Annotated in this window: 14 protein-coding genes; 6 read left to right on the top strand and 8 right to left on the bottom strand. The window is 64.0% G+C overall.

All coding sequences use genetic code 11. From position 1 onward, the window contains the following. Positions 1-323 precede the first annotated feature (323 nt). Positions 324-749, top strand: a complete 426-nt coding sequence (locus NL532_RS25650) for a Ros/MucR family transcriptional regulator (RefSeq protein ID WP_023673680.1) — start codon at positions 324-326, stop codon at positions 747-749. Positions 750-875: 126 nt separating this feature from the next. Here NL532_RS25650 and NL532_RS25645 read toward each other — a convergent pair whose 3' ends face one another. Together NL532_RS25645 and NL532_RS25640 are read right to left on the bottom strand one after the other, a co-directional pair. Beyond that, the gene (locus tag NL532_RS25645) at positions 876-1,304 is read right to left on the bottom strand and encodes a SufE family protein (RefSeq protein ID WP_023673679.1); all 429 of its coding nucleotides are present in this window, start codon (positions 1,302-1,304) and stop codon (positions 876-878) included. Between the two features lie 116 nt (positions 1,305-1,420). Next, positions 1,421-1,789 carry a DUF5330 domain-containing protein gene (locus NL532_RS25640; RefSeq protein ID WP_023684546.1) on the bottom strand — a complete coding sequence of 123 codons (369 nt, stop codon included), beginning with the start codon at positions 1,787-1,789 and terminating at the stop codon, positions 1,421-1,423. Between the two features lie 531 nt (positions 1,790-2,320). Here NL532_RS25640 and NL532_RS25635 point away from each other — a divergent pair. From NL532_RS25635 to NL532_RS25625, 3 genes are all read left to right on the top strand, one after another. Further along, positions 2,321-4,066, top strand: a complete 1,746-nt coding sequence (locus NL532_RS25635; RefSeq protein ID WP_023829078.1) for an ATP-binding protein — start codon at positions 2,321-2,323, stop codon at positions 4,064-4,066. Then, on the top strand, positions 4,041-4,829 hold the full coding sequence (locus tag NL532_RS25630; RefSeq protein ID WP_023821060.1) for a peptidoglycan-binding domain-containing protein: 789 nt from the start codon (positions 4,041-4,043) through the stop codon (positions 4,827-4,829). Before NL532_RS25635 ends, NL532_RS25630 begins: the two co-directional genes overlap by 26 nt. A gap of 73 nt (positions 4,830-4,902) precedes the next feature. Beyond that, on the top strand, positions 4,903-5,250 hold the full coding sequence (locus tag NL532_RS25625) for a DUF1491 family protein (RefSeq protein ID WP_023829077.1): 348 nt from the start codon (positions 4,903-4,905) through the stop codon (positions 5,248-5,250). Here the strand turns inward: NL532_RS25625 and NL532_RS25620 are convergent. From NL532_RS25620 to NL532_RS25605, 4 genes are all read right to left on the bottom strand, one after another. Continuing rightward, the gene (locus NL532_RS25620) at positions 5,237-6,247 is read right to left on the bottom strand and encodes a hypothetical protein (protein ID WP_286487573.1); all 1,011 of its coding nucleotides are present in this window, start codon (positions 6,245-6,247) and stop codon (positions 5,237-5,239) included. The genes NL532_RS25625 and NL532_RS25620 overlap by 14 nt on opposite strands. 396 nt (positions 6,248-6,643) lie before the next feature. Then, on the bottom strand, positions 6,644-7,192 hold the full coding sequence (locus NL532_RS25615) for a DUF1254 domain-containing protein (RefSeq protein ID WP_023829075.1): 549 nt from the start codon (positions 7,190-7,192) through the stop codon (positions 6,644-6,646). After that, a complete protein-coding gene (locus NL532_RS25610; RefSeq protein ID WP_023670163.1) occupies positions 7,185-7,769 on the bottom strand; it encodes a DUF1214 domain-containing protein in 585 nt (194 codons plus the stop codon). Before NL532_RS25610 ends, NL532_RS25615 begins: the two co-directional genes overlap by 8 nt. Positions 7,770-7,842: 73 nt before the next feature. After that, entirely contained in the window at positions 7,843-10,002 is a 2,160-nt protein-coding gene (locus tag NL532_RS25605; RefSeq protein ID WP_023687235.1) for a transglycosylase domain-containing protein, read from the bottom strand. 127 nt (positions 10,003-10,129) lie between these two features. Between NL532_RS25605 and NL532_RS25600 the strand changes: the two genes are divergently transcribed. Together NL532_RS25600 and NL532_RS25595 are read left to right on the top strand one after the other, a co-directional pair. Further along, on the top strand, positions 10,130-10,435 hold the full coding sequence (locus NL532_RS25600; RefSeq protein WP_023727644.1) for a glycine cleavage T C-terminal barrel domain-containing protein: 306 nt from the start codon (positions 10,130-10,132) through the stop codon (positions 10,433-10,435). Next, positions 10,417-11,970, top strand: a complete 1,554-nt coding sequence (locus NL532_RS25595; protein WP_023829074.1) for a trimethylamine methyltransferase family protein — start codon at positions 10,417-10,419, stop codon at positions 11,968-11,970. Before NL532_RS25600 ends, NL532_RS25595 begins: the two co-directional genes overlap by 19 nt. A 12-nt stretch (positions 11,971-11,982) precedes the next feature. On the opposite strand, the gene NL532_RS25590 is transcribed toward NL532_RS25595, so the two are convergent. Both NL532_RS25590 and groL read right to left on the bottom strand, forming a co-directional pair. After that, on the bottom strand, positions 11,983-12,135 hold the full coding sequence (locus NL532_RS25590) for a hypothetical protein (RefSeq protein WP_023829073.1): 153 nt from the start codon (positions 12,133-12,135) through the stop codon (positions 11,983-11,985). Positions 12,136-12,281: 146 nt separating this feature from the next. After that, positions 12,282-13,910 carry a chaperonin GroEL gene (groL, locus tag NL532_RS25585; RefSeq protein ID WP_023684537.1) on the bottom strand — a complete coding sequence of 543 codons (1,629 nt, stop codon included), beginning with the start codon at positions 13,908-13,910 and terminating at the stop codon, positions 12,282-12,284. Positions 13,911-13,956 lie beyond the last annotated feature (46 nt).

Raw genomic sequence — 13,956 nt, 5'->3', positions numbered from 1 at the left:
ACCTTGAAGCATAGATCAAGCATCGCTGCCCACTTTATGAGTCCCTGCTGATTTAGCGATGGCGTGACCTTACGTCATGCTAGTCCTGGTCCGACCAGAAAATATCGCGAAGTTACAGAGTGCACGAAAGATTGAAGCTGAAGAGCGACTATTCGATGAATATCGTTGAATATAGCGCAAGATGCGAATTGACTTACTTTGTCTGTGGGCTCATTAAGATGCCCGGACGCGAATCCATGAAGCTCTTCCCGCGTGAAATTCGCGCCATGCCCGATCTTCCAAAAAGGGCGCAAACAGAAACATCCTTCGTTGGGGCCTAAACCATGGATATCGTCGAAACACCTTCCAGAAATAGCGATGCGCTGATCGAGCTGACCGCCGATGTGGTGGCAGCCTATGTCAGCAACAATCCCGTGCCGGTCGGCGAATTGCCGAACCTTATCGCTGATGTCCATGCCGCTCTCGGGCGCGTGGGCGGAGCAAGCGAACAGCCTCCGGCCGACAAGCAGAAGCCTGCGGTAAACCCGAAGCGCTCTGTTCATGACGATTACATCGTCTGCCTTGAAGATGGCAAGAAGTTCAAGTCGCTGAAGCGCCACCTGATGACCCATTACGGTCTGACGCCCGATGAATACCGCGAGAAGTGGAATCTCGACGCCAGCTATCCGATGGTTGCCCCTAACTATGCCGCTGCCCGTTCGCAGCTGGCCAAGAAGATGGGCCTCGGCCGCAAGCGCAAGGGGCGGTAACACCGGCTCCAATGGACAAGATCAACGGCGCCCCTTACGGCGCCGTTTTTGTTTCTAGAACAATTCCAGGAAAACTGCCGAGCGCTTTCCCTTGGAATTGCGTCGAAAGAAGAGAAGATAGAGCAATCAAGCAGTCTGCTTGAGAGCCATCTCGGCGTCCCGCTTGACGCGCTTGACCATCGAGCGCAGGCCATTGGCCCGCTGCGGCGACAGATGTTCGTCGAGGCCAAGCGACCTCAGCGTCGCCTCTGCGTCCGTTTCAAGGATCTGGCTGGCAGTCCGTCCCGAAAACAGCGCCAGCATGATGGCGACCAGACCGCGCACGATATGAGCGTCTGAATCGCCTGTGAAGGTGATGACCGGATCGGCGCCCGGCGCTCGGCTCGTGGTCAGCCAGACCTGGCTGACGCAGCCCGGCACCTTGTTGGCGGCGTTGCGTTCGGCGTCGGGAAATGGCGGCAGCGCTTCGCCGAGCTCGATCACATAGCGATAGCGGTCTTCCCACTCGTCGAGCAGGGAGAAGTCGTCGCGGATCGTCTGGATCGTCGTGGCCATTGCTCGCGATATAGTCATCCGCGGCTGCGGCGTCACGGAAAAAGAAGAAAAGCACCGCAGGCATCGAGAGGTCCGACCGGCCTGCGGTGTCGCTGTAGATACAGCTGAAACGGTGTTTAGTTCTTCGCCACCAGCTTGGCAGGTATGTTGACTGTCGCCGGCAGCACGATGTCCTTGGCGACGCTGCCGGTGGCCAGCGATGTATCGGGCGAGGTCTCGGCGCTCTTGTCGTCCAGCATGGCGGCGGCGATCTTGGCGGTTTCCTTGGCCCGGGCGCTGATCGTATGCATCGCCGACTTGCCGGTTTCGCAGACGTCCGGCTTGCGCTCGCAAATGCCCGCGATGTCGCCGACCGCTTCGCGCGCCGCAAAAAGCGCCTGGAACGGCCCGACGCTCTCGCGGCCATCCTCGTCGGGGCCGACGGTCAGCGGCAGCGCCAGCAACACCAGCGAAAACCAGAACGCCATTCTTATCAAAAAGCCCATCGATCTGCCCTCTCGTCCAATGACCGGATCATGCGTCCATGCGCAATGACCTCTTTATATCAGCGACAATGGCACATGAGGCGCAAAGGACGGCTTTCTTGCTCAGCGAAAATTTTCCTCAAATTTTAGGCAAATTCGAAGCGAGGCGTTTTGCAGTGCATTAGCCTCAAATGCCGGCAATTTTCTTAACCTTGCAGTAACCATCTAAGCAATTGTTGCGCATGGATATCTTCAGAAGAGCAGGCATGCCGGCTCTGGGTTTCGCAGCCACGGGCACGCCCTTTGCACATAACGCTCCGTTTACTATGGCCACAAATGGCGGTGCATTCCGGTGCCGGCGCTCCAATTTTTGCCGCAGCGCGCTCGTTGTTCCGGTCAGCCTTATTCATTCCTTAAACGCTGGATGCGAGTTTCAAACAAGCAAAAGCGACCTGCAAAGCAGGGCAGTCACGACCGGGTGCGAGTGCGTTGAGTTTGACAACTGCCAGATATATTGAACTGCCTGGCGCGCTGGCGGCCGGTTGCGAACGCATGGTCCATCCGGCCATCATCGGCCAGGGCGATCGCCTGCGCCAGCGCCGGTTCATCGGCATCATGCTTGCCGCTCCGTTCTTCGCCGCCGGTGCGGCGGTGACACTGGTCACCTCGGGCATGGGCGCCGCCGTCACCGTCGCAGCCATTTTCGCCGCCTTCGGTCTTTGCTGGTTCGCCGCCTTGCTGGTGGCGGCGTCAGGCAAGATGACGCTGGCAGCCCAGGTTGCCCTTGCCGCCGGCGGTCTTGCGCTTGCCGGCGCCGTCGCGGCAGCAGGCGGCCTGGCGTCGCCGGTTGCGCTGCTGGCCCTGGCACTGCCATTCGAGGCCTGGTGGATCGGCGGTTCAAAGCGCGCGGCACTTTGGGGCGGCCTCTCGGCCTTGGCCGCAATGCTGCTGCAGCCCTTTGTCGCCTCTGTCGTCCCGCTCGGCGGGGCGCAAGTCGCGGCGTGGCACTGGCTGCTGCCGCTCGCCTGGGGCCTGACGCTGGTTCCCCGGCTCGCAGCCCTAGGCGATGCCGCACGCGCGCAGCCCGCGCTGCTTCCAAACGACCGCATTGAAGACATGATCGACGCCGTTGTCCTGCATGTCGCCCGGCATGGCGAGGTCCTGGATGCCTCGGCCAAGGCGCGCACCATCCTGAAGCTGCCGCCGGAACTGCTTTTCGGCGCCGGGCTGTTCGACCGCATCCACCTGTCCGATCGCGTCGCTTATCTCAGCGCGCTTGCCGACATGCGCGATGGCGCCCTGGCGCGCCGGCTCGATCTTCGGGTAAGGCTGCCGCAGGACGGCAGCGCCTTGACGGCCGACAATTACCGGCCATTCCAGCTCGAACTGGTGCGGGCCGAAGGGCAGCAGGAGACCTTCACCCTGCTGCTGCGCGAGAACGACGAGACTGCCCGATTGCGCGACGAGCTTGCTGCCGCCAATGAGGCCGCAGCGTCGGCCGAGGTGGCGAAGGGCCGCTTCCTGGCGGTCGTCAGCCACGAGCTTCGGACGCCGCTCAACGCCATCATCGGTTTTTCCGACATGCTGCTGCATGAGATGTTCGGCGGCTTCAAGGACCCGCGCCAGAAGGAGTATGTCGGCCTGGTGAAAGAGTCGGGCCAGCATCTGCTTGCCGTCGTCACCTCAATCCTTGATGTCTCGAGGATCGAGGCCGGCGCCTACGCGACCGAGCCCGAACCGTTCCGCTTCATCGAAGCGGTCGAGATGTGCCAGTCGATGATGCAGCTGCAGGCGAATGCCAAGAACATCGGTCTCCAGGCGCAGATTGCGCCGGACGCCGGGGAGATCAATGCCGACCGTCGTGCCGTGCAGCAGATCCTGATCAACCTCGTCTCCAATGCGGTCAAATTCACGCCCGATGGCGGCGATGTCGTCGTCGGCGCCAAGCGGATCGGCTCGCGGCTGCATTTCTGGGTCAGGGACACCGGCATCGGCATCGCCGAGGAAGATTTTGTCAATCTCGGCAAGCCGTTCATGCAGGTCCAGAATGACTATACGCGCCGCTTCGAGGGCACCGGGCTCGGCCTGTCGCTGGTCAAGGGCCTGGTGGCGCTGCACGACGGCACGATGTCGATCGAAAGCATGCCTGGCGAGGGGACGACGGTCACGATCAGCCTGCCGGTGAACGGGCCGAAGAGGAGCGCGACCGACAGGAACGGCGTGCTGCCGATGTCCGCGACCAGGACGAAAGGCGACGCGAAAGGGGACAGGAATGGCTCGCTCCGCAAAACAGCCTAAGGCGGTCAAGCGCCGCAGCGGCGCGTTCGAGGCCGGCGCGATTGCGCTCGGCGGCGCGATCTCGCGCAATCCGGTCCTGGTCGGCGGGTCGACCGCCTTCCTGGTGACGCTGTTCTACGTTTCCGCCAACGCGCTGTGGTACCAGCCGTTTCCGCATGCCGGCGCCTTCTTCGCCACCCGCAGCATCGAGGGTTTTCCGCACCCCGGCGCGGACGAACCCGAAACCACCATCAACATCCTGCGGCCCGGCCCGGCACCGGTCAAAAGCGACCCGACCGTCGAGCAGGTCCAGGGCATCCTGAAGGATCTCGATTTCTACACGGGAACGGTCGACGGCATTTCCGGGCCGAATACCCAAAAGGCGATCCAGGCCTACCAGCAGAAAGTTGGCCTGCCGGCCTCCGGTGAGATCGACGCCGTGCTGCTCGACCAGCTCGGCGCCAAGCAGACCACAGCTGGCATCCCGCATCCGCTGCCGCGGCCCGTGGATATGGCCGTCGCTCGAGTTGCCGCGCCCGAGGCCGCGCCTGCGCCCATCCCGGTTTCCGCGCCGGTATCCGCCCAAGCGCCCGATGCCCGCATCGTCAAGATCCAGGCCGGCCTGAAGGCATTCGGCAATGACGACATGCAACTCGACGGCGTCGTCGGCGCCCGCACCAAGGCGGCGATCAAGGAATTCCAGTCGCTGTTCGGCCTGCCGGAAACGGGCGAGCCCGACGAGGTCGTCTACGTCAAGATGCGCGAGATCGGCCTGACCAATTGAGTGGTCAAGACGACCGCTCGCGGATAGCCGAAAATCCGGCTAAGACGCCGCGCATGTCCTCCGGAGCCTCGTCATGCGCGTAACCACCGAGTTTTGGGTGTCGGTCCTGCTGCGCCGTGTCTTCGGCGCCGGCGGCTTTGCGGCCGTCGTCAAGCGCGGCGCGACCGAGGCCGGCGCTGTCTTCGTGCTCTCCCGCGGCAGGCTGGGCGACGTCTCCCTGTTCGGCCCGGCGCCGCAGACGAGCTACGATTCGGACAAACCGGATGATCGCTTTTTCACGCTGCTCGGCGCCGGCGACGATGCCGCCGCGCTTGACGCCAGGCTTGAGCGGGAGAAAAAATTCGATCCCGACATCTGGGTGGTCGAGATCGAGGCCGGAACGGTTTCCGTCGAGGAGCTTCTCTCCGTCAAGACGCCTTGAGGCTGGCCCCTAAGCTGGCTTTGTCGACGTCCGGCGCTTGGTCGCCATTCGCGGCGACAGGGGTGTTGCCGCGCACCGCTCGCGACAATGTTTCGGCCTTCCAGCCGCGCACCTTGTCGAGCGCCGCCTCGTGGTGCAGCAGCCGGTAGCGGTCGAGGAAGATGCGGATCGCCTGCGGGTGCGGAAACTCCCGGGGGTAAACCGCGACCACGATCAGGAATGCCCTGTCCTCACTGAGGTCGAGCGCCCGCAGCGCGGCGAGCAGCGAGACATAGCTCGAATGCTCGGTCAGCGACCGCGCCGTCGAGAAGTCGATGTCGAGCGCGTCGGCAAGCGCGGTCTGGAAGAAGGCGGCCTTGCCGGTCAGCGCCGTCTCGCGCAGCTTGCTGTAAGTTGCTAAGCCGACGAAGGGATTGACCGATGTCGCCTCGCCCTCGGCGAGCATCATCGAGCGCAGGCGGCGCCTGGCGGTTTCGGCGGCGCTGCCGGGCAGTTTTGGTGCGCTGGGAGCGGCGGCAGCGGCTTCGGCGTCGGCGCCCGCCACGTCGGCGATCGGCTCGGGCTGCCGCACGCGCACCAGGGTCGGCTTTTCCAGCGCCTTGATCAACTGCGCGATGGTCAGGTTCAAATCCTTGCGGCGGGCAATGGCGCGCGCATGCGGCAGGCCGTGGCGGCCGATCAACGCGATCAGGTCGATGTCGCCCAGCGCCCGCGAACGGACGAGCAAGGGCGCGCAGACATCGACCGGCTCCTCGCAAAGCCGCCGCACCAGGGCGGCCGGCGCATATTCGCATTCGGACAGGGCGGCGGCGACATAGCGGCGCGATTCGACCGGTACGCTGTCGAACAGCGGCAGCGTCAGATCCTCGAGCTGGGCGATCTCGCGGCGCGACGGGCGGGTCAGCGAGCAGAACGCCGACACGGCGGCGCGAAACAGCCTTTCGGCTTTTCCCGATTCCGTCCGTATGGCGATTTGCCTGAAATCCGAAGCTGACACGGAAGATACGCCCGACACTCGACACAACCCGGACCATGCTCAACCGCAACTATGTCGGTTTCGCGCAAGGCCTGGAACAAACATCAAATTAGCCGCGATCCGTTAGCGCTCCGTTAACCCTCTGCCGGCCTTAATCACATTTGGAGGCGTTGCGTTGTGCTCCGGGGCAACCGAGAGGAATACGCGAACCATGGGCATGGTACTGTCTTTCGTGCCGCGATCGGCACCAGTCAATCGAGCAGTTCAGGACACCGGTACGCCGGCGGCGGTGATCATTTTTCCCGGCGTCCGCTACGAGCATCCGCCATTGGCGGGCCAGGCGCGACCGGCGGACCAGCCGGGCACACCACGGACGCCTGTTCCGCACCACTGAATTTGCTGGTCGTCGGGGTGAGGTCAGTAGTCCTGCAGTTCGCAGGAGCTCTGGTCCAGGAACTGCGACACAACCGGCTTCCAGCTGTCGTCAGGCACCAAGGCGCGGATGACGAAGATGCCTTCCTCGATCGGCGCCTCGACGAAGATCGCCCCTTGCAGGTCTTCGGGAAGCTCCCTGCGCACGTCGATCATCTGTGCCGGCGTCAGCACCACGGTGTCCAGCTTGTTGCCGGTCGCCGTGCGGTCGTTGAATGAATAGAAATTGTGGCCGTTGCGGTCATAGACCGACACCGACCAGAACGGCACGCTGCCCGGCGCCTTGATCCGCACCACGCCTTCGGCAAGGTCGAAGCGGCAGGCGGCGGCGTAAAACAGCGGATCCACCGACTTCACCACCGGCGCGCCGCCCGCCTCGGCATCCAGCCTGGTCATCTTGTAGAGGTCGGACGCCATCGCCAGCCGTGACCAGGCATCGCGCTCGGTAAATTCCGGCACCAGCAAAAGCACCACGATGTGGACGATGCCGGCGCCGAGCAGGCCGAGCAGGATGGCCTGCAGCAACCTACGCATTGCAGCCAGCCTTGACGATCCGGGGCAGCGACACGTCGGAAAGGCCGGTGCTTGAGGCAATCGGCGTGTCGTAGAAGGTGAGCACGAAATACATCCGGCCAAAACCTTCGGTCAGAAGCCAGTTGCCGGGGGCCGGACGGTTGCCGACGGCGATGATCACCGAATTGTCGGGCTGACGCAGCACCTGGTAGGATTGCAGCGCCGCCAGCCTCGGCTTGCCGGTGTCGACCACGCCGAGCGATTGATCCGCGGCATAGAGCGTCCAGAACCGGGCGGTCGGGAAACTGCCTTCGATCCTGTAGTCGCATTGCCGCTGAAGCTCATCGCCGGCCGCATCGCGTTCGGCGATGAAGGACAAGCCTTCCGCCTTGCCGAGCGCCAGCACGCCCTCGCGCGCCACGCGCGCCTTCGAATAGGGGTCGGCATCTTGCGTGCCGATCTCGGGGAAGGCGGTCCATTGGCCGATGCTGATCGCGCCGACGCCGCTCTGCGCCTGCAGCGCATACCAGACGCTGCCGCCGCCGAGGCCGATGGCTATGGCAAGCGAAAGCAGCGTGAAAAAGGCGGTCTTGAGCATGAAGAACCGGGACGAGAGAATTATCGTTCGGGGATATAGCGGGGCAGGCCACAGAGCAAGCAGCGCTGTGGAATCAAAGCGCCGACAGGGTCTCCGGTGTCTGCGGCGAGCCGAGCACGGGCGCTGTCTGGAACACCTTGGTCATCTCGCGCAGCGTCTGTGTCGTGCGGCTGGACAACACCGCCGGGCGCTCGGCCGCGGCATCGGCGGCTGCCTGATCGGCGTTTTTCTTCTCCGCTTCCTCGGCTTTGGCCGCGATCTCTTCGTCGACGAAGGGCTTGTCTAGGCCGGGGATCGGCTTCAGGTCGATATTCTGGTGCGCGTAGACCATCAGCCGCTGCCACACCATCGCCGGCAGCGTGCCGCCGGTCATGTTGCGGGTCGGGGTGAAGTCGTCATTGCCGAGCCAGACGGCAGCCGTGTAATTGCCGGTGAAGCCGACGAACCAGGCGTCGCGGTAGGATTGCGTCGTCCCCGTCTTGCCAGCGACGACGATGTTGGGCAGCTGCGCGCGCCGCGCGGTGCCGATCGCCGGCACCGCAGCCAGCATGGTGTTCATGTATTTCAAAGCCTGTTCCGACAGAACCCGATGCGGCGCCGGCGCATCCTTGGCAAAGTCGTAGACGACATCGCCGGTGCGGGTGACGAGCTGGGTGATGCCGTGCCGCGAGCCGGCGAAGCCGTTCTGCGCGAACACGCTGTAGCCCGTCGCCTGGTCCATGACCGTCATGCCCGATGTGCCGAGCACCATGGTCTTGTGCGACTCCAGCGGCGATTCCACGCCGAATGATTCGGCCATCGCCTTGATCGGGCCGATGCCGAGATAGTCCTTGGCCAGCCGTACCGGCACGGTGTTGATCGATTTGGCGATCGCCGTGATCAGCGTCACATTGCCGGCCGAGCCGCCATTGTAATTGTGCGGTGACCAGCCGCCCCAGCTGATCGGCCCGCCTGAGACGACGGAGTCCGGGGTGAACCCGTGCTCCATGGCGGTGGCGTAGACGTAAGGTTTGAACGAGGAGCCGGTCTGGCGCAGCGCCTTGGTGGCGCGGTTGAACTGGCTTGCGCCATAGTCGCGGCCGCCGACAATGGCGCGTACCGCGCCATTGGTCTCGATCACTACAACGGCGCCCTCGGTGACGTTGTATTCCTTGCCGAACTGGCGGAGATGGAATTCGACGGATTCCTCCGCCGCTTTCTGGATGTTGGCGTCGAAAGTGGTGTGGGCGACCAGCGAATGCTGGCCGGGCTTGGCGATTTTCTTGACCTCATCGAAGGCCCAGTCGAGGTAATAATCTGGGCTCTTCTGCTCGCCGCGGTCGACGATCTCGGCTGGATGCAGCCTTGCCTGCAGCACCTGGCCTTCGGTCATGAAACCGGAATCGACGAGGTTCGACAGCACCACATTGGCGCGAGCACGGGCGGCGGGCAGGTTGATGTGCGGGGCGTATTTGGTCGGCGCCTTGAACAGGCCGGCCAGCATCGCCGCCTCGGCGAGGTTCAGATCCTTGACGCTCTTGCCGAAATAGAAATCCGCCGCCGCCTCGATGCCGAACGTGCCGCCGCCCATATAGGCGCGGTCGAGATAAAGCTGCAGGATCTCCTTCTTCGACAGATTGGCCTCCAGCCACAGCGACAGGAAGGCTTCCTTGATCTTGCGTTGGAAGGTCCGCTCATTCGACAGGAACAGGTTCTTGGCCAGCTGCTGGGTGATGCTGGAGCCGCCCTGGACGACGGAATTGGCCCGCACATTCTCGAAGATGGCGCGCGACAGGCCGAGCACGTCGATGCCGTAGTGCTCGAAGAAGCGCCGGTCCTCGGTCGCCAGCACTGCTTTGATGACATGGTCCGGCATCTCGTCGACAGGCACGGAATCGCGCTGGATGATGCCGCGCTGGCCAATCTCGTTGCCGTAGCGGTCGAGGAAGGTGACGGCGAAATCGCCCTGACTGCGCCAGTCGCCGGTGGTGATCTGGAAGGCCGGCATCGCGAGTGCGAGCAGCACGACGACGCCGCCGGCGCCCATCGTAAAACCTTCGCTCAGCACCTCGATGATGCCGCGTCGCCAGCCGGTGACTCGGAAGCGCCGCGAAAAAATGGTCGCCGATTCCCAGAACTGGCCGGCCTTGAAGCCGATTTCGTAGAGCGAGGAATCGATCCACGCGTCCACCGCCAGCAGTGCGGCGGCGATCGGACCTCTTCGTCTTGGACGTCGTTCTAAAGGACTGGCCATTCCCGAAACTCACCCAACCCACCTGAGAACCGCAAGCGGGCAATTTCAGGGCGGGCATACCCGGCGAAGACTATTCTTCCATTTCAGCCCGGCTCACAAGGGCAGCCAGGCCACACCGCACGGTTTGTTGAGCGCCGCCCGGATCGTGACGCTGGAGGTCGACGCCGTCGATGCCGACGCCAGTGGCTTCGAGCCAGTCTGGCACAAGGGCCGGCGCGTCGGCTTCGTCGCCTCAGCCGGCTATGGCTACACAATAGGCAAAAGCGTCGCGCTGACGTTGCTGGGCGACGAATTCGCCGGGGAGGGGACCGCGCTTTGGGTGCACATTGTCGGCGTCGAGCGGCCGGCGCGAATTATTCCGGCCTCGCCATACGACCCCGAGGGCAGGCGATGCGGCAATGAGGAGTTTTGGCCATGGTCGATGACATTATAAGGGAGACCAGGCGCGAGCGCCGGCGCGGGCACACCGGTGAGGCCGGCAGCGGGTCAAGCCGCCACCCGAACTATCGCTCGCTCAAGAACCCGTTCCTGCCGCAGCCGGTGTTTTCGGACGACCAGGTCGCGGCCATCCACGACACGGCGTTGCGCGTGCTGGAAGAGCTCGGCATCAAGGTGCTGCTGCCGGAGGCACGGGCGATCTACGCCAAAGCCGGTGCGCTGGTCGACGAGGACAGCCAGATGGTGCGCATCGGCCGCGATATTGTCACTGCGGCACTGGCCTCGGCGCCGAAATCCATCCGGGCGCTGGCGGGCAACCGTAGCCGCGATCTCATGCTGGAGCTCGGCTCGATGACGTTCCTGGCCGGAGCCGGGGCGCCCAACGTCACCGATCTCGAACGCGGACGGCGTCCGGGCACGCTCGCCGCTTTCGAAGAACTGACCAAGCTTGTTCAGAATTTCGACGTGCTGCATATGCTCGGCCCCTGGATCGAGCCGCAGGATGTCGACAACCATTTGCGCCACTATGCCGTCAACCGTGCGCAGCTGACCCTGTCGGACAAGTTCCCCTTCGTCTTCGCCCGCGGCACGCCGCAGGTCGAGGATGGGTTCGAGATGATCAGGCTGGCGCGCGGGCTCTCGCAGGACGAGTTCCTGGCCGGCGTCCATTGCTACACCGTGATCAACACCAATTCGCCGCGCCAGCTCGATATCCCGATGGCGCAAGGCATCATCGACTTCGCCAGGGCCGGCCAGGTCTCTGTCATCACGCCCTTCTGCCTGGCCGGCGCCATGGCGCCGATCACCGTCGCCGGCGCATTGACGCTGCAGCATGCCGAGGCGCTGGCTGGTCTCGCGCTGGCGCAGATGGTGCGGCCGGGCGCACCGGTGGTCTACGGATCCTTCTCCTCCAATGTCGACATGAAGTCCGGCGCACCGGCCTTCGGCACGCCCGAGCACGTCAAGGCGACGCTGGGCGCCGGTCAGTTGGCCCGCTTCACCGGCCTGCCTTGGCGGTCCGGCGGCGGCAGTTCGGCCAACATTTCCGATGTGCAGGCGGCGCACGAGACGCAGTTCGCGCTGTGGGGCTCGGTGCTTGCCGGCGCCACCGTCTGCATCCATGCCGCGGGCTGGCTGGAGGGTGGCCTCAGCGTCTCCTACGAGAAGCTGATCACCGATATCGAGGCATTGCAGACGGTTGCCGAACTCTGCGCTACGACCCCCGGCGACGAGGATTCGATCGGCTTCGAGGCGATCGCTGAAGTCCAGCCGGGCGGGCATTTCTTCTCCGCCGGCCACACCATGACGCGCTACCGCACCGCCTTCTACGAGCCGCTGGTCGCCGACTGGTCGAATTTCGGCAGCTGGACGCAGTCCGGTTCGAAGCCGGCCACCGAGCGCGCCACCGGCATCTGGAAGCGGACGCTGGCCGACTTCCAGCCGCCGGCGTCGGCCGTTGCCACATCCGATGTGCTCGACGAGTTCATTGCCCGCCGCACCGAAGAGGGCGGAGCGTTGCCGATGTCGTGAGGTTGGCAGCCGTCACATCGGCCGCTTGTCGCCGGTCTTCGACGGCTCGCGGCGAATCGGCCCGGCATCGGCCTGCCTGTGCTTGTCGGCGGCAATCCGGCGGATGCGATCGAAGCGGCTCTCCTCCGCCGGCTTGGTCGCGGATACAGTTTGGCTTCGGGGCAAATGTGATCATCTGTCGATCTCCCTGTCGTTGCTGACTGGTCTTGACTGACTGACGGAAATTCCTGGCTCGCCGGGGAAATGTCCCCGGCAGCCTGTTCTGATTTATGCCCGCCCAGATTCCCAGGCGGGCAATTTTCGGGCGATGGTCAGTAGCCGCCCATGCCGCCACCGCCGCCCGCAGGCGCCGCATCCTTGGCCGGAACGTCGGTGATCATCGCTTCGGCGGTGATCAGAAGCGCTGCAATCGAGCCGGCATCCTGCAGTGCGGTGCGCACCACTTTCGCCGGATCGACGATGCCCGCCTTGATCATGTCGACATAGACCTCGTTCTGGGCATCAAAGCCCTGATTGTGGTCCTTGCTGTCGGACAGCCTGCCGACGACGATCGAGCCTTCGACACCGGAATTCTCGGCGATCTGGCGGATCGGCGCTTCGAGTGCCCTGAGCACGATCGAAATGCCTGCCGTCACATCGTCATTGGCGCCAGTCAGCCCGGCCAGCGCCGATCTGGCGCGCAGAAGCGCCACGCCACCGCCGGGCACGATGCCTTCTTCCACCGCCGCGCGCGTCGCATTCAGCGCGTCGTCGATGCGGTCCTTCTTTTCCTTCACTTCAGACTCGGTGACGCCGCCGACGCGGATCACGGCGACGCCGCCGGCGAGCTTGGCCAGCCGCTCCTGCAGCTTCTCCTTATCGTAATCGGACGTGGTCTCCTCGATCTGGCCCTTGATCTGCGCGATGCGCGCCTGGATGGTCGCCTTGGTGCCGGCGCCGTCGATGATCGTGGTGGTGTCCTTCTCGATCAGTACGCGCTTGGCGCGGCCAAGCATCTCGATGGTGACGTTTTCGAGCTTGATGCCGAGATCCTCGGAAATCATCTGGCCCGATGTCAGCACGGCGATGTCTTCCAGCATCGCCTTGCGGCGATCGCCGAAGCCCGGCGCCTTGACGGCCGCGACCTTGAGGCCGCCGCGCAGCTTGTTGACGACCAGCGTCGCCAGTGCTTCGCCTTCGACGTCTTCCGAGATGATCAGCAACGGCCTGCCGCTCTGCACCACTGCTTCGAGGATCGGCAGCATCGCCTGCAGATTGCCGAGCTTCTTCTCGTGGATGAGCACGTAAGGCTCTTCCAGTTCGACGCGCATCTTGTCGGCATTGGTGACGAAATAGGGTGAGAGATAGCCGCGGTCGAACTGCATGCCTTCGACGACGTCGAGTTCGGTGTCGGCGGTCTTGGCCTCCTCGACGGTGATGACGCCGTCATTGCCGACCTTGTCCATCGCCTTGGCGATCATGGCGCCGACGCTGGCATCGCCATTGGCGGCGATGGTGCCGACCTGCGCGATCTCGGCCGACGACTTGACCTTCTTGGCCTTCGCCTTGATGTCCTTGACCACGGCGGCGACAGCCTGGTCGATGCCACGCTTGAGGTCCATCGGGTTCATGCCGGCGGCAACCAGCTTGGCGCCTTCGCGCAGGATCGATGCGGCCAGCACCGTGGCGGTGGTGGTGCCGTCACCGGCGAGGTCGTTGGTCTTCGAAGCCACTTCGCGCACCATCTGCGCGCCCATGTTCTCGAACTTGTCAGCAAGCTCGATTTCCTTGGCCACCGTCACACCGTCCTTGGTGATGCGCGGCGCGCCATAAGCCTTGTCGATGATGACGTTGCGGCCCTTGGGGCCGAGCGTGACCTTCACCGCATTGGTGAGGATCTCGACGCCGCGCAGCATGCGGTCGCGCGCGTCGGTGGCGAATTTGATTTCCTTGGCAGACATTTTTTTCAATCCCGTTGGTGTGGTGAAGCAAGCGGCTCGCCGGAGC

Source organism: Mesorhizobium sp. C120A, from assembly GCF_030323105.1.
In the GTDB taxonomy this organism is placed as follows: Bacteria; Pseudomonadota; Alphaproteobacteria; order Rhizobiales; family Rhizobiaceae; genus Mesorhizobium.
Note: the sequence above shows the minus strand (reverse complement) of the source record. Positions and strands in the feature narration are given on the sequence as shown.

Bases quoted from the DNA above. Each gene is read 5' to 3' on its own strand.
- NL532_RS25630 (WP_023821060.1), top strand. From the start codon at position 4,041: ATGGCTCGCTCCGCAAAACAGCCTAAGGCGGTCAAGCGCCGCAGCGGC.
- groL (WP_023684537.1), bottom strand. From the start codon at position 13,910: ATGTCTGCCAAGGAAATCAAATTCGCCACCGACGCGCGCGACCGCATG.
- NL532_RS25625 (WP_023829077.1), top strand. From the start codon at position 4,903: ATGCGCGTAACCACCGAGTTTTGGGTGTCGGTCCTGCTGCGCCGTGTC.
- NL532_RS25610 (WP_023670163.1), bottom strand. From the start codon at position 7,769: ATGCTCAAGACCGCCTTTTTCACGCTGCTTTCGCTTGCCATAGCCATC.
- NL532_RS25595 (WP_023829074.1), top strand. From the start codon at position 10,417: ATGGTCGATGACATTATAAGGGAGACCAGGCGCGAGCGCCGGCGCGGG.
- NL532_RS25650 (WP_023673680.1), top strand. From the start codon at position 324: ATGGATATCGTCGAAACACCTTCCAGAAATAGCGATGCGCTGATCGAG.
- NL532_RS25645 (WP_023673679.1), bottom strand. From the start codon at position 1,304: ATGGCCACGACGATCCAGACGATCCGCGACGACTTCTCCCTGCTCGAC.
- NL532_RS25635 (WP_023829078.1), top strand. From the start codon at position 2,321: ATGGTCCATCCGGCCATCATCGGCCAGGGCGATCGCCTGCGCCAGCGC.
- NL532_RS25615 (WP_023829075.1), bottom strand. From the start codon at position 7,192: ATGCGTAGGTTGCTGCAGGCCATCCTGCTCGGCCTGCTCGGCGCCGGC.
- NL532_RS25605 (WP_023687235.1), bottom strand. From the start codon at position 10,002: ATGGCCAGTCCTTTAGAACGACGTCCAAGACGAAGAGGTCCGATCGCC.
- NL532_RS25640 (WP_023684546.1), bottom strand. From the start codon at position 1,789: ATGGGCTTTTTGATAAGAATGGCGTTCTGGTTTTCGCTGGTGTTGCTG.